The 17,999-nt window shown below is 52.4% G+C and carries 19 protein-coding genes; 13 read left to right on the top strand and 6 right to left on the bottom strand.

Translation table 11 applies throughout. The features are described 5' to 3' along the window. Window positions 1-54 precede the first annotated feature (54 nt). Together D3M70_RS32925 and D3M70_RS08510 are read right to left on the bottom strand one after the other, a co-directional pair. On the bottom strand, window positions 55-531 hold the full coding sequence (locus D3M70_RS32925; RefSeq protein ID WP_256659771.1) for a hypothetical protein: 477 nt from the start codon (window positions 529-531) through the stop codon (window positions 55-57). Next, window positions 528-800 (bottom strand): hypothetical protein, encoded by a 273-nt coding sequence (locus tag D3M70_RS08510; protein WP_120125342.1) that lies wholly within the window; start codon window positions 798-800, stop codon window positions 528-530. Before D3M70_RS08510 ends, D3M70_RS32925 begins: the two co-directional genes overlap by 4 nt. A gap of 161 nt (window positions 801-961) precedes the next feature. On the opposite strand from D3M70_RS08510, the gene D3M70_RS08505 reads away from it, so the two are divergent. Together D3M70_RS08505 and D3M70_RS08500 are read left to right on the top strand one after the other, a co-directional pair. Beyond that, window positions 962-1,540, top strand: a complete 579-nt coding sequence (locus D3M70_RS08505) for a DUF6037 family protein (RefSeq protein WP_120125341.1) — start codon at window positions 962-964, stop codon at window positions 1,538-1,540. Between the two features lie 123 nt (window positions 1,541-1,663). Beyond that, window positions 1,664-2,488, top strand: coding sequence for a hypothetical protein (locus tag D3M70_RS08500; protein ID WP_120125340.1), 825 nt, complete (start codon window positions 1,664-1,666; stop codon window positions 2,486-2,488). Window positions 2,489-2,517: 29 nt separating this feature from the next. Here D3M70_RS08500 and D3M70_RS08495 read toward each other — a convergent pair whose 3' ends face one another. Beyond that, window positions 2,518-2,844, bottom strand: coding sequence for a hypothetical protein (locus D3M70_RS08495; RefSeq protein WP_256659770.1), 327 nt, complete (start codon window positions 2,842-2,844; stop codon window positions 2,518-2,520). On the opposite strand from D3M70_RS08495, the gene D3M70_RS08490 reads away from it, so the two are divergent. Beyond that, window positions 2,819-3,370 carry a hypothetical protein gene (locus tag D3M70_RS08490; RefSeq protein WP_256659769.1) on the top strand — a complete coding sequence of 184 codons (552 nt, stop codon included), beginning with the start codon at window positions 2,819-2,821 and terminating at the stop codon, window positions 3,368-3,370. The two genes, D3M70_RS08495 and D3M70_RS08490, sit on opposite strands and share 26 nt — an antisense overlap. A gap of 241 nt (window positions 3,371-3,611) precedes the next feature. Here D3M70_RS08490 and D3M70_RS08485 read toward each other — a convergent pair whose 3' ends face one another. Then, entirely contained in the window at window positions 3,612-4,502 is an 891-nt protein-coding gene (locus D3M70_RS08485) for a LysR family transcriptional regulator (protein ID WP_120125339.1), read from the bottom strand. A gap of 245 nt (window positions 4,503-4,747) precedes the next feature. Here D3M70_RS08485 and D3M70_RS08480 point away from each other — a divergent pair, with 245 nt between their 5' ends. The 6 genes from D3M70_RS08480 to D3M70_RS08455 all read left to right on the top strand — a co-directional run bounded on the left by D3M70_RS08480 (window position 4,748) and on the right by D3M70_RS08455 (window position 11,927). Next, entirely contained in the window at window positions 4,748-5,617 is an 870-nt protein-coding gene (locus tag D3M70_RS08480; protein ID WP_120125338.1) for a TauD/TfdA family dioxygenase, read from the top strand. Between the two features lie 720 nt (window positions 5,618-6,337). Next, a complete protein-coding gene (locus D3M70_RS08475; protein ID WP_120125337.1) occupies window positions 6,338-7,681 on the top strand; it encodes an OprD family outer membrane porin in 1,344 nt (447 codons plus the stop codon). 413 nt (window positions 7,682-8,094) lie between these two features. Then, window positions 8,095-9,000 carry a LysR family transcriptional regulator gene (locus D3M70_RS08470; RefSeq protein ID WP_010955166.1) on the top strand — a complete coding sequence of 302 codons (906 nt, stop codon included), beginning with the start codon at window positions 8,095-8,097 and terminating at the stop codon, window positions 8,998-9,000. Further along, window positions 8,987-9,862, top strand: a complete 876-nt coding sequence (locus tag D3M70_RS08465; protein WP_256659768.1) for a carbon-nitrogen hydrolase family protein — start codon at window positions 8,987-8,989, stop codon at window positions 9,860-9,862. Before D3M70_RS08470 ends, D3M70_RS08465 begins: the two co-directional genes overlap by 14 nt. Further along, window positions 9,859-10,524, top strand: a complete 666-nt coding sequence (locus tag D3M70_RS08460) for an RraA family protein (RefSeq protein WP_010955164.1) — start codon at window positions 9,859-9,861, stop codon at window positions 10,522-10,524. Before D3M70_RS08465 ends, D3M70_RS08460 begins: the two co-directional genes overlap by 4 nt. A gap of 110 nt (window positions 10,525-10,634) precedes the next feature. Further along, window positions 10,635-11,927 carry an MFS transporter gene (locus D3M70_RS08455; RefSeq protein WP_120125336.1) on the top strand — a complete coding sequence of 431 codons (1,293 nt, stop codon included), beginning with the start codon at window positions 10,635-10,637 and terminating at the stop codon, window positions 11,925-11,927. A gap of 159 nt (window positions 11,928-12,086) precedes the next feature. Here D3M70_RS08455 and D3M70_RS32920 read toward each other — a convergent pair whose 3' ends face one another. Both D3M70_RS32920 and D3M70_RS32915 read right to left on the bottom strand, forming a co-directional pair. Continuing rightward, a complete protein-coding gene (locus D3M70_RS32920) occupies window positions 12,087-12,506 on the bottom strand; it encodes a LysR substrate-binding domain-containing protein (protein ID WP_256659800.1) in 420 nt (139 codons plus the stop codon). 61 nt (window positions 12,507-12,567) lie between these two features. Then, window positions 12,568-12,910, bottom strand: a 343-nt coding sequence (locus D3M70_RS32915) for a LysR family transcriptional regulator (protein WP_256659799.1), incomplete at its 3' end; no start/stop codon positions are given. A gap of 665 nt (window positions 12,911-13,575) precedes the next feature. On the opposite strand from D3M70_RS32915, the gene D3M70_RS08445 reads away from it, so the two are divergent. Genes D3M70_RS08445 through D3M70_RS08430 form a run of 4 tightly spaced genes read left to right on the top strand, consistent with a single transcriptional unit; the run spans window position 13,576 to window position 17,952 of the window. After that, entirely contained in the window at window positions 13,576-15,156 is a 1,581-nt protein-coding gene (locus D3M70_RS08445; protein ID WP_062391091.1) for an ABC transporter substrate-binding protein, read from the top strand. Next, window positions 15,157-16,284 (top strand): FAD-binding oxidoreductase, encoded by a 1,128-nt coding sequence (locus D3M70_RS08440; protein ID WP_177418394.1) that lies wholly within the window; start codon window positions 15,157-15,159, stop codon window positions 16,282-16,284. It abuts the gene before it with no gap. Continuing rightward, complete coding sequence (locus tag D3M70_RS08435; protein ID WP_197686809.1) at window positions 16,253-16,561, top strand: (2Fe-2S)-binding protein; 309 nt, start codon at window positions 16,253-16,255, stop codon at window positions 16,559-16,561. The genes D3M70_RS08440 and D3M70_RS08435 overlap by 32 nt, the downstream gene beginning before the upstream one ends. Continuing rightward, window positions 16,558-17,952, top strand: a complete 1,395-nt coding sequence (locus D3M70_RS08430) for an NAD(P)/FAD-dependent oxidoreductase (RefSeq protein WP_082061016.1) — start codon at window positions 16,558-16,560, stop codon at window positions 17,950-17,952. Before D3M70_RS08435 ends, D3M70_RS08430 begins: the two co-directional genes overlap by 4 nt. The last annotated feature ends 47 nt before the right edge of the window (window positions 17,953-17,999 follow it).

Below are 17,999 nucleotides of genomic sequence, written 5' to 3'. Positions count from 1 at the left end.
ACCTCCATCAGCGCAATCACTCGATTGAGAGTGATTGCCTACAGCTGCAATTATTCACAAGGTAGCCCACAATTCCTTCGCCGCCCTGCCAGCCCGCCCATCCTCCCACTCAAGCTTTACCAGGTGCTTTGACTTTGTACCCATATGAACGGCTGCGATTAGCTCAACCGACTGGTGCACGTCGAGCAGTTGAAGCGGAAATTTGCTTTCAATGTCGCTCTCAAGGATGACCTCATTGCCTTCAGGGAAGTCAATCGTTACGTGGTGTGCAGGGGCTTTTCCTTTGTTGAAGACCTTTAGCCGGTATTTGCTATTGCCCAGCTTCAGGAAGGTCGCCCCTAGGTCGGCCTGCTTGTCCAGCTCTACACCAGCGGTCTCTTTGTTCAGGAGCAGCTCATTCAGCTGCGCTTGGCTCTTGATGACCTCTTGCTGACGGTTGTTGAACTGAACGGTTTTGAATGTGGCGTACACGGAAAAAAGCAGAGCCAGGGTGGCGATGATGTCTCCGGATTCGAAGGTGACATTGATCATTTGAGCTTGAATCCTTTGCTGCCCTTGAACGCTTTCTGAAGACGCTTACGCAGATCGTCGGCTACTGCCTTCGAGATCTCTTTCTTGATCTCTCCAAGATGCGCCTGGATGTTCTCCTCGTTCTCGCGGTGCAAGTCTTCCCTTGTGATCACGCGCTCACAACCAGTGCACGTCACGCTGTAACTTTCGGGCGATTCGCTTTCGAACTTCGTGCCGGCGCAGGTAGGGCAGTGGAGGGGGATCGTGCGGGAGTGCTTGTCCAGATTCATGCCATAGCCTCTGTGAAGTCGTTTCGCTTAGATTAGCCCATCATGGAAGAGCTTTCTGTGACTGAGGATTGTTCGGGATACAGGCTTGCTGCCTGGTGGCCGCTTGTCCATCCTGGCAAACCTCTCCATCATCATGGGCTCTCGATCAAGGGGCTCATCACATGGAAATGACTTCGCTGAGGCTGCTCCACCGCAGCATGATTTCGATTGGCAGCGACATGCAGCAATTTTTGGTGAGAACTGGAGCGGCGAGTTTCGACTGCCTTTTCTCCACGCGGGACACGCCCTTTGTACTTACGCTTACTGCCCGAGGGAAAGCGCGAGGGTTTTTCCGGTTCGATGTCCTGGCAGGCTATCGGATTCGTGATTTCTTGGGCGATATGTACGGTGACCTGTTGGAGGTTCTCAAGGAAGACGGTACTAGCGGGCAACGTCTGATCCCCAAGGAGTTCCTGGCTCAACTCAACGATGCCATACCCACCAAGGCCACGGAGAAAGCGCATCCAGCCCCTCCGGACATCGTGCGCTTGCGACCGGACATCATCGAGGACAGGGAAAAGCCTTTCTTCAACTGCTGGTCATACTGGACGCACGACCAGAAACCTAGTGCTGAGAATCAGCACAAAACCCTGCTTCTCCTGGGCCCTGATGCCTTGCGCCACAGCCAGGAGCGCAGCGCGTCCTCTCGTTGGAGCTCTACCGATACGGGCGGATCTTGGACTAAAGATCTTTCGAAATAGCCAGTCAAGCTGCCGGGCGTTGGGCTGGTACCTATTGGTGATGGAAAGAACTTCCAATAGGTACCGAGCGCTCTCGCTTGAGGCGATAGCCTATGAGCACTTCTTTCAATCAGGTATACTCGAGTGTCCTACGCCCCCACCGAAGCTGTTCAACACTGCGAAACCCTTCTGCGCCAGATGATGGAAAGCTTCCGGGCCGACAATATCTGGCCCAACGTACAGAGCATCATAGGAAGCATGCTGAAGCGCCGTATCGAACTGGTTGAGGTCTATGAGGAGGTTCATGCTTCCCTTTCCCAGAAGCCCCGAGCGCTCTACATGTTCTGGGACGTCTTCGTCCATGCAGCTGACGGCTGGAACCCTGAGAAGAACCGAGCAGCGCGGCAGGCTCGGGAGGATTTGATCGGCGTTAACACACAAATCAGCGAGCTCGCTGATCAGCTAGCCGCACTGCTCGATCGCCGAGATGACCTTCACAACTACTCGGGGTTTAGCTCCAATACCCAATCCCAGATCCTGGATATCGTGCACGAGGCCTCGGAGCACAATGGCCACTACGAAAGCTACGCGAAGGAGGATGTTGAGAGTCTGCAGTATCGATACGATTCCAAGTATTGGCCCAGCTTAAGTGAGGTTATTCAGGCTATCGGTACCGATGCCGAAATGGCAGAAGTGACTGCCAACGACCCGGCTACTGAAGCTGCGACTGCCAGCCGTAAATCGGGTCGTTCAGATTTTGTGAGAGCGTTTCTGGCTCGTATTGATGACAACCGGGTGCGCGAGTGTGGCTTCATATCTAACAGCTTCGCGCTCTCTGACGGCAGCTTGGCATCGCTCGTGAACTGTGGGCTTGGCTTAGCTGTGGACGAGCTGGTGGATTCTGATTTCATCAAGCGCTTCCGGCAGCGTGAGCGTCAGGTTAAAAAGGCTGAATCGACATCAGCATGATTTGTTCAGGGTTCGACGAAGTCTGCTGCCTATAGGTGCTGGATATTCCAGCCCTGCTCGCGAAGCTGAACGCAGTTGGCCTCGAACACTTCTCCCTCGCCGAGCGTTCGCCTGCTGATGGCCAAGCACAGCAGATGCGTCGGGCGAGTCATCGCAACATACATGGCAAGCAAGCGTTGGACGATTCTCTTACGCGACCTGGTACCTCCGTGGCTTTTTTGCCCAGCGAGCCAAGGTAAGAGGGTATCGATGAAGTGTTCGTAGTTGTAAGTTTCGAGTACAAGCGTTGCGGTATGGGTTTGCCCCTTGCAGGAGTGAATAGAGCCGAGCTTGATATCCAGCACCATCAAGCGCATGCGGACACTCACGCCTGGCGTAGATGAGGGTCACCTGCGCAATGGTCGTTGTGATCTGTTCATTCGCAACCCAGAAGAGAGCATCGCCATTGAGGCCAAACAGGCCGTGCAGCGGATAGGCGTCAGGGCGGATGGGGAAACCCATATGAACAAGGCCCTGAAGGCGGCATGGGATGACACGGGGGATCTTGGCCATTGGGAGGCTAATCGCCGATTCGCAGTCACGTTCGTAGTGCCTACCATCCCGTTGAGCGAGGTACGGATTGGAACGGGCAAGCGAGTTTTGATTTGTCCCGATAAGGTCAAGGCCTCGCTGAGTCGCTGGCTTACAGATGATCCGTATTTCCCAGGTTGGTCATTGAAACCCACCCAGTTCGCATACATTTTCCCGAAGCTGGGAAGCCCAGACTACGTTGATGACCAACGTTACTTCCCCGGCATCGTTGTGATCTTTGATGAGCGACTCAGGGCAAATCAAATCCGCAGGCCAACTGAGGCCTCTGCTGTGACGGTCGCGCTGGCTTGATGCAGGCGCGAAGGTTCGCTCCAGAGCTGGTTGCCTGCCTTCGTGCATTATTTTATTACGATGACGATCTACATAATTGGCAATGCGTCAACTTTGAATGTTATAGTGGATGTATAAATTGCTATCTCTACTAAGTTGTCGTGGCATTGCCGGCTCGTCATGGGATTGAGTTGGAAAGGCGGATTGTCGCTTGGAACTTTTCCAGCTGGTAAGTTTGTCGCCTCAATGCCAGAGGCGCCAGTCAAGTGTCGCCGTCGATGAGCGATCGACATATCTCAATGATGCTGTCCCGGTTGACCGTTGGATCATCCACACTCCACGCCAGCCCTAGTCCGATATGTCGTTCTAGGCCCTCAACCTCGCGCAGCTCAAAGTTTTGACCGGGAATGGATTTAACCCACTCTGGAACAAACCCCACCCCAATCCCAGCCGTTATCATCGCCAGCATTGCTTGAGTGTCATTACAGCTATAAATCACTTGCTGGTTCAGGTCGTATTTCTCGAACTCTTCGGGGAAATTGTCATCCGTCTGAGATTTATATGCTCTAGAGAACGCGATTATTTTCTGCTTTCGCAAATCCTCAGGTGTGACGAAACTCTTGCTGCTCAAAGGGTTTTCGCGCGCGATCGCTAGAAGATATTTTTCGCGATGAATGGACTGCCATCGAAGAGAGCCGATATTTTCAACGGGACGAATGAAACCGAGATTGATGTTGCCGCGCTCAATTTCCCTCACGATACCTACTGTGTTCCCGTTATGAATATGGATCCGAGCCTCAGGGAAGCGTTGATTGATTCTCGCGACGAAGTTGGGGAGCACACCGAACGTCGCAGGGTAAATGGTACCGATAGTGATCTGATGGAGGTCTTGACCCGCGACCGCCTGGGTAGCAAGGCACGTGCGGTCGATGTCCCGAAGGATGTTGATACACCGTGAATTGAAGATCATCCCGGCGTCTGTGAGCTGCACACGGCGGGTTGACCGTATCAGTAGCGGAACGCCGAGCTGCCTCTCAAGCGCTTGAATCTGGGCCGTTACTGCAGGTTGGGCTATCTGCAGTCGGGCAGCGGCACGGCCAAAATGCAGTTCTTCTGCAACGACTACGAATGTCTTGATCTGACGTAGATCCATCGGATGCTCCCGTTTAGCTGCCTTGATTTATAGGGGTGAGCCATGGATGTCAAATAGATTGATCAGATTAATGGATGAGTGGGCGCTATCTCTGCCCGCGTTAGCTCAAAAGCTTTGCGTAGGGGGCGACTGACTGATTGATAAGCCAAGGCTATTAATGCTCGCTGATTTTTATTGGAAATCAAGTTGAACGCGGCTGTAGCTTAGGCACAGATCGTAACCTTCAGCTGGTGAGGAACAAGAACATGCTGACCAAAAACATCACGGCAGTCTCGAATGGCAGTGACGTCTGCGCGGACATCGTAGGCTTTGACTTCAACGACTACGATGCTCAGGATGTGGCCGAAGTACGAAAAATCTGGCTCCAGTACGGTGTTGTGCGTTTCCGCGATATCGACATTACCGACGAGCAGCACATCAAGTTCTCTCACCACTTCGGGGAAGCTGTTATTCACCCGAAACAGCTGCAAGAGGGCGCTCATCCAACGCAAAAAGAAATTTTGGTTATTGCTAACACTACCAAAGACGGTAAGCCATCGGGTGCTCTGGGTAACAGCGAAGCGACCTGGCACACCGATACTTGGTTCTACGAGCGTCCACCAGCTGGAGCACTGCTGCGCTCCATTGCACTTCCGCCCACTGGCGGCGACACCTATTGGGTATCGATGTATCAGGCTTACGAGACCCTGCCGTCCTATCTACTGGACGCAGTCAAAGGCCGGCAGATCTTCTTCCAGAGCGTTTATGACGCGGCGGGAGGTCTGCGACTGAACAAGCAGGTGCCTAAGTCCGATGACATCCGTGAGTGGCCAGGGATCGTGCATCCGCTCGTTCGGGTACATGGTGACAGTGGTCGACAAGCTCTGTATCTGGGTGCAAAGGGTGTACGTGAGCAGGATTCCTGGATCGTAGGGCTGCCTATGGATGAAAGCAACGATCTCGTAGCTCAACTGTGGGAGCACACGCTGAAAGGAGAGATATTCGTTCAGCAGTGGCGTCTTGGCGATATGGTTATGTGGGATAACCGCTGCACCATGCACCGTCGCGACTCTTTTAGCCCTGAGCATATCCGTGTTATGCATCGCACTACCACTGCAGGCGAGCGCCCGGTGTAACTGATAAAGCAACCCTCAAGGAAGCGCCTTGAAGGTGAGTGAATTGGCTAGCCAGAATTTGGCTAGCCAATCATCGATGCCAAAAATTAAGTCGGCAATATCGCTTCATACCGTTAAGCAAGACAAAATCCCCATCTCGAATATTCCATTCAGTGACAGATCGCCTAAACCATGCGGCTGCTGTTGCTCGCTAGAGACGTCTGCGCTCCTGGTAGATGTCATTTCCTCTCGCTCTACATCTTATTCCAAATCTTAATTGCCCTGTACCGGTGTTCGGCTTGTGCTAATTCAGTGTATAGTACGAATTCATACATCATGGGTTAGGTAAAACCCTTAGATGTCTCTCCACGAGAATGGCTGTGAGTCGCCAGATGTCGGCTGAGAGTAACAGTCCTACTCACCACAACGGCGCACGGTGCGTCGAAAAAGTGCGCAGTGATACGGTTGTCTACGTTAGCTGATCTCATGGTATAGCTTTAAAACATTATGTCATGCGCCCTAGTAATAGCTTGGCACAAGTTGAAGCCCCAGAGTCCAATGAATAAAAGACTTGTCCGTTTGCTGGCATTGTTTTTGCTCCAGTGTTTTGTGCGGATAAATTATAAATATGGAGGTGAAGTCCACGACGGATGGATGGGTGATTGCGCTCGTGCGTTAAACGAATCATATAAATAAAGCCGATTCACAATAAGTAATATTTATAGGTATGGAGAGGCAGTAGTGACAAAAGTAAAAAGAATACTAGCTGCTTTGGCATGCGGCACATTGGCGCAACAAGGCTACGCGGTGGGTTTCCTCGAGGACAGTAAGGCATCCATCAGTTCTCGCACCTTGTACTACGATGGGGATCAACGGAGCACGGGTGGGGCGGATCAGCGGCAGACCTTGACCGGTTTAAGGCTCGACTTTCAGTCGGGCTACACCGAAGGGGTAGTGGGCATGGGACTTGATCTCCGAGCGCTAGCAGGATTTACCTTAAGTGGTGGTACCTCTCCTCATAATGCATCTACGGTGAATACTGTTTCTCCGGTCACGACTGACGGCTCACCTGTCGACAACTGGTCTAGGATCGAAGGAAATGCTCGCTTCAAATACTCGAAGACCGAGTTGAAAGCTGGCAACGCGCTGACTTTCAATCTACCAGTGCTGATCTCAAATGACGGACGCCTGTTGCCTGCGAGCTTTCAGGGTGCTGCTTTGACATCAAATGAGTTTGAGAATCTGACCTTGAACGGCGGATTTCTAAATCGTGCTATTGGACGAGCATCCAGCAACTGGGCGGGGATTGCTGGCGGGGGTACCAAGGGCAGTGATGGATTTGCTTTTGCCGGTGGTGACTGGAACGTCAGAAAAAATCTAAAGCTTCAATACTACTATGCAAACTTAGAAGACTACTATAGTCAGAACTTCCTCGGGCTTATTCATTCGTTCGATGTGGGAGTTGGTCAATCGCTCACAACTGATTTGCGTTACTTTAAGAGTGACTCTGATGGTAGAAATGGTACGGACACTCGCTATGCCTTGCGTAACGGCTATAACAAAAACGGAAAAATAGATAATACCACCTGGTCTTTGGCTTTCACCTATAAAGCGGGCGGTCATGCGCTGACTTTAGGGCATCAACAAGTCAGCGATAAGTCCGGCTTTGCAACCGTCAATAGTAGCAACGTGGTTGATGGTCGAGGGCGACCAGAAGGTGAAGGGGGTGTCCAGTCCCTTTATCTTTATACCGACGTTATGATGAATAGCTTCACGCGTGCGGGCGAAAATTCTACTTTTGGCCTTTACAGCTACGATTTTGCTGCCCTAGGTGTTCCAGGCCTAAAGGCGGGGTGGACGTATGTGAGTGGTAAGGATATACGGGGCACGGGTAATACGACGACCGGAAGGTACAATGAATGGGAAAGTGATTACCGTCTAGATTATGTTTTGCAGTCTGGAACATTCAAAGGGCTTGGTTTCACTCTTCGGAAAGGTGTCTTCAGAACCGGCTTGCCCGCCTCGACCTTAAAAGATCAGGATCAAGTTAGGTTCTTCGTTAATTACACTTATGCACTTTGGTAAATCGGGTTAACCAACTTTAGTTGGTGCGAAGTCATCGGCTGTGAGTCCTGCGGTCGGTGACTTCGTAAGCGATGGCGCAAATTTGAGGAATATCGGATGCGGGTTTTTATTTTGTTTTCTAGGCGTATAAGAAAAAATTATAGGGTGGCGCAATTTTTTGATTATCCATGATGGCCAAGGTGCCACAAACTGTCCCTAACAGCATACGCCAAGGGCAGTCACTCTCTGCTGGTTTGCCCCCAATCATGATGCAAGGAGCTTCGTCAGCACTGCAGGACGCAAAGGGAAGGCAATCGCTGATGGTGTGCTCGGTAGGATCTGGTCTCGTTTTGTGAGGCTAGATCGTCAAATGGTTAGGGTATTAACTGAACGCGACGGATACAAATAAAAACCGTCTGCGATAGGGAGTACACATGCCTATAAAATTAAGGCAGATAGAAGCATTCAGAACGGTCATGCGCGAGGGAAGCATGGTGCGAGCTAGTGCGGCTATGGCCGTTACTCAGCCCGCGATCAGTTACATGATTTCTGGGCTTGAAGCCGCTGTTGGATTTCCTCTTTTTAATAGACAAGGAGGAAAACTCAGTGCGACACCGGAGGCAATCCAGTTACTCGCTGAGGTAGATCGTCTCTATCAAGGGCTTGAATCCGTAGAGGCAGTAGCTCACAAGATCGCGAATTATGGCAACGCCGAGTTACGCATTCTAATCACGCAGGCACTGTCTGCCGGACGGATTGTGAATGGCATCGGAAAATTTGCAGCGTTGCATCCGGGTATCAAAATCGATTTGGATGTTGAGCATAGAGAGCTCATTACCCATCGAGTCAATTCGGGGCAAGCGGATTTGGGCATATTGTCAATCTCGCCAGGTCTGGAAGATCAAAGCTCTACGTTATTTAGTAGTCCAATCATCTGTGTTGCATCGCCTGACGCTCAAATTTCGCAGAGCGCGGTCGTTACTGCAAGTCAGTTAGATGGGGTGCCTATAGTTGCTCTTAAGGCATCGGGGCTTATCCGGCCAATGGTCGATAAATGGTTTCATGAGGCCGGAGTGACGCCTAATTACACTATTGAGGTTGGCGGAGCTGGTACGGCAATCGAGTTGGTTCGTGGTGGCCTTGGAGTTACGTTCGTGAATAGTTTTAGCTTGATGGAACGGGCTGATAGCCAACTGCAGTCATTCGGTCTGGATAATTCACTTGAACTCAAGATAGGCGTAATCAACTCGTCGTCGTTACACCCAAATAGAGCGGCGCATGCATTAATGCAGTATCTGACACAGATATACACGGAAAGTGTGTCGGATGAACACTCCTGAGGCAGATTGCCAGAAGTTTAATAAAAAGCGAGGATTGATTGTGAAAGTTTCTCTTATCCAGGTGAATTCAGTACAGGACAAGGCGTTCAATTTGGCCGAAGCTGATCGTCTCGCACGAGAGGCAATCGATCGAGACGGCTCACGTCTTGTTGTATTTCCTGAACACTTTGACTGGGCGGGTGGTACACCTGAACAAAAGATCGCAGCTGGCGAGCCGCATAGCGGGGGGCCGGCTTATGAAATGTGTAAAAAACTGGCACAGGACTGCAATGTCTACGTTCACACCGGTAGCTTCTACGAAAGCACGCCTGACGGTAGCCGCGTCTATAACACCTCGGTCGTTTTTGATCCCAAAGGCAACGAGCTGGGTCGCTACCGTAAAATCCACCTGTTCGACATCGTCACTCCTGACGGTATGCGCTATGGCGAATCCAGTGCAGTAGCGCCAGGTACAGAGGTAGCGGTGGTCGATATTGAAGGCCTTAAGTATGGCTTTGCGATCTGCTACGACATTCGCTTCCCGGAGCTTTTCCAAAAGCTGGTTGCGTTGGGTGCTGATGTAATTGTACTGCCGGCGGCATTTACCCTTCAAACTGGTAAAGATCATTGGGATGTACTCTGCCGCGCTCGGGCAATTGAAACGCAGTGCTATTTCCTTGCTCCAGGTCAAACTGGGCCATTCGAACAGTCCGGTGAGACTCGCTATTCCTACGGTCACTCGCTGGTTTGTGATCCATGGGGCCACATTATCGCCAAGGCGTCGGATGGTGTCGGCTATGTAACTGCCAATATCGAACCCGAGCGCATCGCAGCAGTGCGCAAACAAATTCCGCTTGCTTCGCACAAGGTACTTCAGAAATGAAAAAGTTTCTGATAGGCGATATGCCGGCTCCCATCACTCCCGAACTGGAAAAGATCCTCCTGGAGGTCGAAACCGCTACGGTGGGTCACCTCCGTCACTGGGGATTCATGGATGGCGAAATTCAAGCGCTGGGTAATAGTAAGCGCGTCGTTGGTACAGCAGTAACTTTAGCGCTGCCTGCTCAAGACTCCACCTTATTGCATTACACCCTGGGCTTGCTTAAGCCTGGCCACATTGTGGTGATTGATCGCTTGGGTGATCGTAAGCATGCCTGTTGGGGTGGTGGTGTCACGCAAGCGGCTGTGACTGCTGGTGCGAGTGCTGCAGTGATTGACGGCATGTGCACCGACCCGCATGAAATTCAAGAACATGATTTTCCGATCTGGAGTCGCGGCGTGTCTCCGATTACAACGCGAATTTATGGACTGGGCGGCAAACTAAATATGCCGGTGTCTTGTGGTGGCGTTGCTGTATGTCCAGGCGACATTGTGATCTGCGATGAGAACGGAGTCCTCGTTCTGAGTCCAGCGGAACTAGATGAAGTTGTTCAAACGGCCCTGGCTAAACAGGATCGCGGCGTTGAGAACTGTCGACGAATTAGAGAAGGGGAAAAACTCGGCGACTTGTCGGGTGCGACAGCGATTGTAGAAGCAGATATGTAGTTGGAATTGACCCACCCTTCAAGCCTTGCTATGCGGGATGTAAAATAAAAACGAATCATTGCCCCGCACGGTGGCGTTACGTGCGGTACCCTACTCGATAGAAGAAAATCATGACTAAAACAATATCTACCAGGAAGACCTGGTTTGCCGTGGCTACTTCTGGAAGTGGAAACTTACTGGAAGTTTACGATTTCGCAGTGTATGCATTTTTTGCTACGACCATCGCTAAGTTGTTTTTCCCAAACGTTGATGAAGCGACATCCTTGTTGCAGACGTTCGCTGCTTACGGGGCGGGTTTCATAGCCCGACCGCTAGGTAGCTACGTGATTGGTCGCATCGGTGACAAAAGGGGGCGCAAGCCCGCAATGCTGCTGACGATTATTTGCATGGCCATCGGCAGTATTGGTATTGGTCTGATTCCAACATACGAGACTATTGGCGTTGGTGCTCCAATTCTGCTAGTCATGTTGAGATGTCTCCAAGGATTCGCCGCAGGTGGCGAATGGGGCACCTCTGCATCTTATATCGTGGAATGGTCTCCTGCAGGTCGTAAGGGATTCTTTGGAAGTTTCCAGAGCGTGAGCTCCTCTGGGGGCGCTTTGCTGGCCTCGCTAGTAGCCTCGGCGCTCTTGCTCATTCCTGCTGAAGATCTACTGGACTGGGGCTGGCGAGTTCCGTTCGTCGCAGGTGGCCTTGCGATCTTTGCGTTCAGCTTATTCTTGAGGGCTCATGCAGAAGAAACTCCTGAACACGTCAACAGTAAAGCGGAGGTTGTGTATCCAACAGATTCCAAGCCATACGTACTTGGCTTGCAAGCGTTTGGTTTCACTATTTTCTGGACAACGCTGTCCTACTTGGTTTCGGCCTATATGGTAACTTATACCCAAAATCATGCCGGTCTCACCAGGACTGAGGCGTTGATTTCCAGTAATATCGCGCTGCTGCTTCAGATCACGCTGATTCCAGTTGCCGGTGCTCTGTCCGACCGATTTGGGCGTAAGCCGCTGCTTCTCCTTGCATGTCTTGGCACAGCTACCCTTGCTTACCCAATCCTGAACCTGATGTCTGGCGGTGCAAGCTTCCATCAGGTCGTTATGCTGCAGTGCTGCTTAAGCGCACTATTTGCAATGTATTCGGGCCCTGGGCCAGCGACTATCTGCGAAATTTTCCCAACGCGGTTACGTAACACTTGGATGACGGTGGGGTACACATTGGCAGTATGTTGCTTCGGCGGGTTCGCGCCGCTGATTTCGACATGGTTGATCTCTGTTACCAAAATCGCGGCGTCTCCAGCGTTCTTGCTCATCCCTGCTGCTGTTGTGTCGGCGCTGGTCATCCTGAAGCTGCCTTCCACTCGTATCAGCGGTTTTAAGTCCGCCGCTAAGGCGGAAGCATCCTACTGAGAATTTTAGCTCAGTCGCCTCGAAATTATGAGTGATGCTCCAGAGTTCGAGACAGTTGAAGTCTTACGACTGAGCGTGATAGGGATGTTCGCTCAGACTTTCGCCGCCTGGCTCAATAGGCACCAGGCGGCGGTTTTTTTATCCCGCTAGCTTTATCGACTAGCTTCGGATTAGCAGATGCGCAGGAACCATGTTGAGGATTTCTTTTTTTGCATGGTCAATGAATGGTTTTAATATCAGGGTTGATGAGTTTCTCTGTGATATCACGATGGAGTAATCATTTCTGATCACTGGCTCAAAGTTTAGAAATTTTACGCCTGTGCCTGTATATCCACAGGCTGTTAGGGGGTCGATTATCGATATCCCTACGTCTGCTTCAACGAGCTGCAAGACTGCTGCAGAGGTTTGGGTTTCGCAGTTTACGTGTCGCCTAACTCCATGAGAAAGCATCAATGAGTCTATACGCATTCTAGATTCCATAAGGGGCATCATGGAAATGAAGCGTTCACCTTCAAAGTGCTCCGGTCTTAAAGTCCTTTTTGTGGCAAGGGCGTGCGTTTTTGGTACTACCGCGACCATTTTAGCGGATACCAGAGTCTCGCTGTTTCCCGATTTTGTGGAGCGTGCCGGAAACATCGCNGGAGACGCATAGAGAGGTGTGCTTCGGGGTGGGCCAAAGTGAAACTATTAATGGCGCGTGGCAGGAAAGAGAGCGCCATGTTTGGCGATGCTGCTATTTCAAGTCGCCCCATTTTCAAAGATTTTATATTGGTAGCCGCATTAGCGATGCGCTCAATGCTCAACAACGACTGCTCGACGTCTTTGACGAGTAGAGCCGCTTCAGGGGTCGGTACCAGGCGCCCCTTAGTTCTTGTAAACAGTGTCAGTGCTATTCGTTCCTCAAGATCGGCAATTAACCTCGTGACTACCGGTTGGGTCACTTCAAGCATTTCTGCAGCACCGGTGACGGATTTACGCACCATGATCGCCCGAAACGCTTCTAGGTGACGAAGGGTGATTCTGTTCTCCATGGTACTCCACCTGCCGATAGCATAAAGACATGATCTTTTTAGCTTACTGGAGCTCCTTCTACTAATCAAAAGCTTTCGCGCTGCTAGCAAAGGGCTTGGGGGAGTATTTCAATCTATTCCTAAGAGACATTGCTCATAGTGTCTGGGTAGGGCCTCCCGAGGCTCGCCTCACCGACGACTGTCTGAGTAGCTTACAGCCTAGCAGAGTCAGTGCGGCCTCAATGTGAGATGGAGACCTACCAGCTATTGACACGACTGCGTCTCATCCGTATTCACGCTCGCTCTTAGTGTACGCACGAAATGTTACTGAAGGTAGCGGGCGTAACTACGATGTTTCATTTTGGAGCGTTCCGTAGCCGGGCACGCCCTACAGTAGCGCTCTCGAAAAGAAATATTCTTATTTTCTATAGGATAAAGACATTGATCGATGTTTTTGAAGCTATGGAAAAGAATAATCGGAAAAATAAAAACTAGAAAATTCAATGTGTTATGTCGAATTGGCCTGGCCATTGCTAAAAAGCATAAAGGTTAGGGGCGCTCACCATGTCCCTCCGCCCAGCCAAGCTGAACAAACTGACTGGTTGAAATCAGCACCCTTATTTCCGGAGTCGTGAAAAATGAAAGCATTAGGATTGACCCTCCGATCGAGCGCCTTAGCTGCGTTAGTAACGTTGTCAGGGATCAGCCCTTTGGCACTGGCTCAAGATAGCGCTCGCGCTACGATCTCAGTTAGTCCAGGCATTGCTGATATCACCAGTCTCGACCCGCACCGTGCTTCGCTCGTAGGTGATAAAGGCATCGTTGCCGAGATGTTCAATGCGTTGGTGCGGTTCCCTCCAGGCAGTTCAGATCCAGCCGCGCTGGAAGCGGATCTCGCTGAGCGCTGGGAATCCTCTGATGACAAGAAGGTTTGGACTTTCTTCCTCCGCAAAGGGGTAATGTTCCATGGTGGTTATGGCGAGCTGAAGGCTGCCGACGTGGTTTACTCCCTGCAAAGGGCAGCAGACCCGAAGCGCTCCAGCTTTTCAGCCAACTTTACTGCTCTGGAGAAAGTTGAGGCCTTGGACGACTACACGGTCAAGGTAACCCTCAAATATCCGGATACTGCATTCCTTGGCCGGGTATCGAACTACCACGGCGGTCAGATCGTCAGTAAGGCCGCAGCGGAGAAGCTGGGTGAGCGTTATGGCCAAGCGCCAATCGGAACTGGCCCATTCGCTTTCTCGGAGCACATCACCCAGCAGTATGTGAAATTGGTGGCCAACGACCAGTATTTTCGCGGGAAGCCAAAGCTTGGCGCGATTGTTTACAGGATGATCCCTTCTGATAGCGCTCGCGAGTTGGCTTTTGCCTCCGATGAGCTTGATCTGATGCTCGGCAAGCGCGAGCAGCGCTGGGTCGAGCGCAGCAGGGCTCGTGGTGTGACCGTGGACGTTTTTGAGCCTGCCGAATTCCGAACTCTCTTTCTTAACCGGAATATCAAGCCGTTAGACGACGTCAAGGTTCGGCAAGCTATCGCTGCGTCGGTCAACATCAATGAGATCATTCGCTACGCGGGTAAAGATGTAGCCGATGGCGGATGCTCCATCATACCTAATGGCTACCAGGGGCTTGATTGCAGTGCCGGGCCATACGCTTACGATCCTGCGCACGCGAAAGCCTTGTTGGCCAGCGCGGGTTATCCCAATGGGTTAAAACTCAAATCGGTTGTTTCCAACGCGGCCCCGCAATTGCCGATCATGGAGATTATCCAAGCCCAGCTCGCCAAGGCAGGTATCACCTTGGAAATGGAAGTCGTGGATCACGCGACTTACCAGGCCAAAAGCCGTCAAGACCAGAGCGCGATCGTGTTTTACGGTGCTGCTCGATATCCGGGCGCCGACTACTGGCTGACAGAGTTTTACGATTCGGCTTCTGCCATCGGCGCACCCGCTGCAATGTCGAATTTCGGACATTGCTCAGTAGCTGATGATGCCATCCGGAAAGCCAGGGTCGAGGCTGATCCGCAGACTCAACTCGATTTGTGGAAAAAGGCGCAGGTTCAGATTCACGACGACGTATGCGCCATCCCTTTGTTTGGTCTGAAACAGGTCTGGGCTAAAGCTGCCAGCGTGGATTATGGGTATGTCCTCCATGGTGCTCTGAATTTGCAACCGCCAGTCACCGAGCTCACTACGGTCAAACGGGATGATCAGTAAATGACTGCCCAATTTGATGTGATCATCATTGGCGGGGGCATGGTGGGGGCCGCGATTGGCTACGGTCTCGCAGGTGGTAAGCGCCGTATTCTGATGCTGGATGGAGCTGACACCGATTACCGCGCCGCCAAGGCTAATTTTGGTCTGGTGTGGGCTCATGGCAAAGGGATGCGCGACCCTAACTATCAGCGCCTCTCCCTGAACGCAGCTAAGGCCTGGCCAAGTTTCGCTTCGCAGCTTGAGGAAGAAAGCGGCATCTCGCTGGACTACGAGCAGAAGGGGGGCTTGAACTTCTGCCTCAGTGACGATGAGTTCGATGCTCGGGCGAAGGCGATGGATGACTGGAACAGGCAAACACCAGAACTCGCTCCTTCAGCCCACATGCTAGATCGAGCTGAACTGCTGCGTCGATTTCCAACAATGAAGATTGGCAAGGCCGTTGTCGGTGCGAGTTTCGGCGAGTTCGATGGCCATGCGAATCCGCTTCGGTTGCTTGCCGCAATGCAAAAGGCCTTCATGGCTCGTGGCGGGCAGCTCCAGAACAATCGCCCGGTCACGGATATACGACGCCTATCTGGCGGGGGCTTTGAGGTTCAGTCAGGCGAGTACCGCGCGCAGTGTGAGCGAATCGTCATTGCGGCTGGATTAGGGTGCGCAGCGCTGGGGCCAATGGTGGGTCTGAACGTGCCTATCCGCCCGCAGCGGGGCCAGCTCCTGGTTACTGAGCGCCTTGCGCCGCTACTTCCAATTCCCGGGAGCGGATTGCGGCAAACAGCGGAAGGCACGGTGATGATTGGCGTGACGCAGGAGGAGGTAGGTTTTGACCTCGCAACCACTACCGAAGGCGCTGCGCGGATTACTCGTAAGGCGTTGAAAATTCTTCCGGATCTTGCACAGGCCAAATTAGTTCGCCAGTGGTCGTGTCTCCGGATCATGACGCCCGATGGAAATCCTGTGTATGCGAGGTCGTTGACCCACCCCGGTGCAGAGATCGCCACATGCCACTCGGGTGTGACTTTGGCGTCCTTTCACGCCAATGAGTACGCGAAAGCATTCGACGCAAAATCGATCCCCGCTGATTTAGAGATTTTCCATTATGGACGTTTCGATCTTCAAAAAACTTCCTGAACTGCACGCCATCACGATCACGATTTATGTGGATGGCGTACCAGTGATGGCTGAGCAAGGTGAAACGGTAGCGGCGGTGTTGCTGAGGCAAAGCACTGCAGTTAACCGAACCTCCCCAGTGAAAGGAAGCCCGCGCGCGCCCTATTGCATGATGGGTGTCTGCTTCGACTGTCTTGCAGTAGTGGATGGGAATGCCTCAACCCAAACTTGTTTAGTGACAGTCAAAGATGGAATGCGCGTTGAGCGGCAGTATGGCCGCCGGAGTGTAGTGTCGTGAGCCGAACGTTTGATGTGGTTATCGTCGGTGCTGGGCCTGCCGGCATGAGTGCTGCCGTTGTTCTTAGCGAGCAAGGCCTCCAGGTGCTCGTGGTGGATGAGCAGCCCGCACCAGGTGGGCAAATTTGGCGTGCTGTAGAAACCATCGCGCACACAGCCACCGGCGACATCTTGGGTGCCGAGTACAAATCCGGTGCAGAGCTGGTACAGCGGTTCCGTGCATGCGGTGCAAAGTACGAACCCAACACTCAGATGTGGAAAATTGAGCCTGGCTGGACAGTGTTCATCAAGAGTAATGGTGTAGCTGAGGCCGTTGGTGCCCGTCAGGTGTTACTCGCTACCGGTGCCCAGGAGCGCCCAGCGCCATTTCCAGGATGGACGTTGCCAGGTGTCCTCACGGTAGGTGCCGCTCAGATCCTTCTGAAAACGTCTCGCCAGATCCCTGCAGAGCCTGTTTGGGTCGTTGGTAGTGGGCCGTTACCCCTGCTGTACATGGCACAACTTATTCGAGCGGGAGGCAAGGTTGCTGGCTGGCTTGATACTACGCCGCCAGGCGGTTGGCGACGCGCGCTTCCATGGGCGAGCTCTATGGTTGCTGAGTTCAAGGAAGTCAGTAAGGGCCTTGCATGGCTGCATGAAATCCGTCGCTCGGGAGCCCGTCGAATCAAAGGCGTGAAAGAGCTGCGGGCCCTGGGTGATGGCCGGCTTGAGCAGCTTCAATTCAGGCTCAAAAGCGGGGAGCTCTGCACAGTGCCGGCGAGCGTCCTACTGTCCCACGAAGGGGTGATTCCTTCTATCCACATTACCCAATCGCTGGGCTGCAAACACAGCTGGAGTGCACAGCAAAGGTGCCTCGTCCCAGATCTTGATGAGTGGGGCGAGACCGATCAACCGGGCATTTTCGTTGCGGGTGATGGCGCAGGAATCGGCGGTGCCAAGGCTGCGTGTGTCAGGGGAGAGTTGGCAGCAATCGGCATGGCTAAACGTGCCGGTCGTATGGCTGCAGATGAGGTGGCGAAGAACACAGATGCGTTGAGTCGTCGACTCCAAACTTTGCTACGTCTGCGGCCAATGCTGGATTCGATGTATCCCCCACGCGAAAGCATCTACACCCCTTCCGATGAAACCGTGGTCTGTCGTTGTGAGGAGCTGACGGCAGGAGACATTCGTAAAGCCTGTGCAATAGCCCAGCCAGGCGTCAATCAGCTTAAGGCGTTTACGCGTGCAGGTATGGGCCCCTGCCAAGGTCGGCAGTGCGGCTACACCATCGCGAGCATCGTTGCAGCCGAGCAACAAAAAGCAGTTGAGGATGTTGGTTTCTACCGGATCCGCCCCCCCCTTAAACCAATAACACTTGGGGAACTGGCCTCACTTGATGTGGAGGAGAAATAGCCATGATTCATAACTTGAAAAACCTGATGAGGCCGCCGCGTAAGGGC

This window comes from Pseudomonas sp. LS-2 (assembly GCF_003605735.1).
In the GTDB taxonomy this organism is placed as follows: Bacteria; Pseudomonadota; Gammaproteobacteria; order Pseudomonadales; family Pseudomonadaceae; genus Aquipseudomonas.
This window is presented reverse-complemented; position numbering and strand designations above follow the sequence as displayed.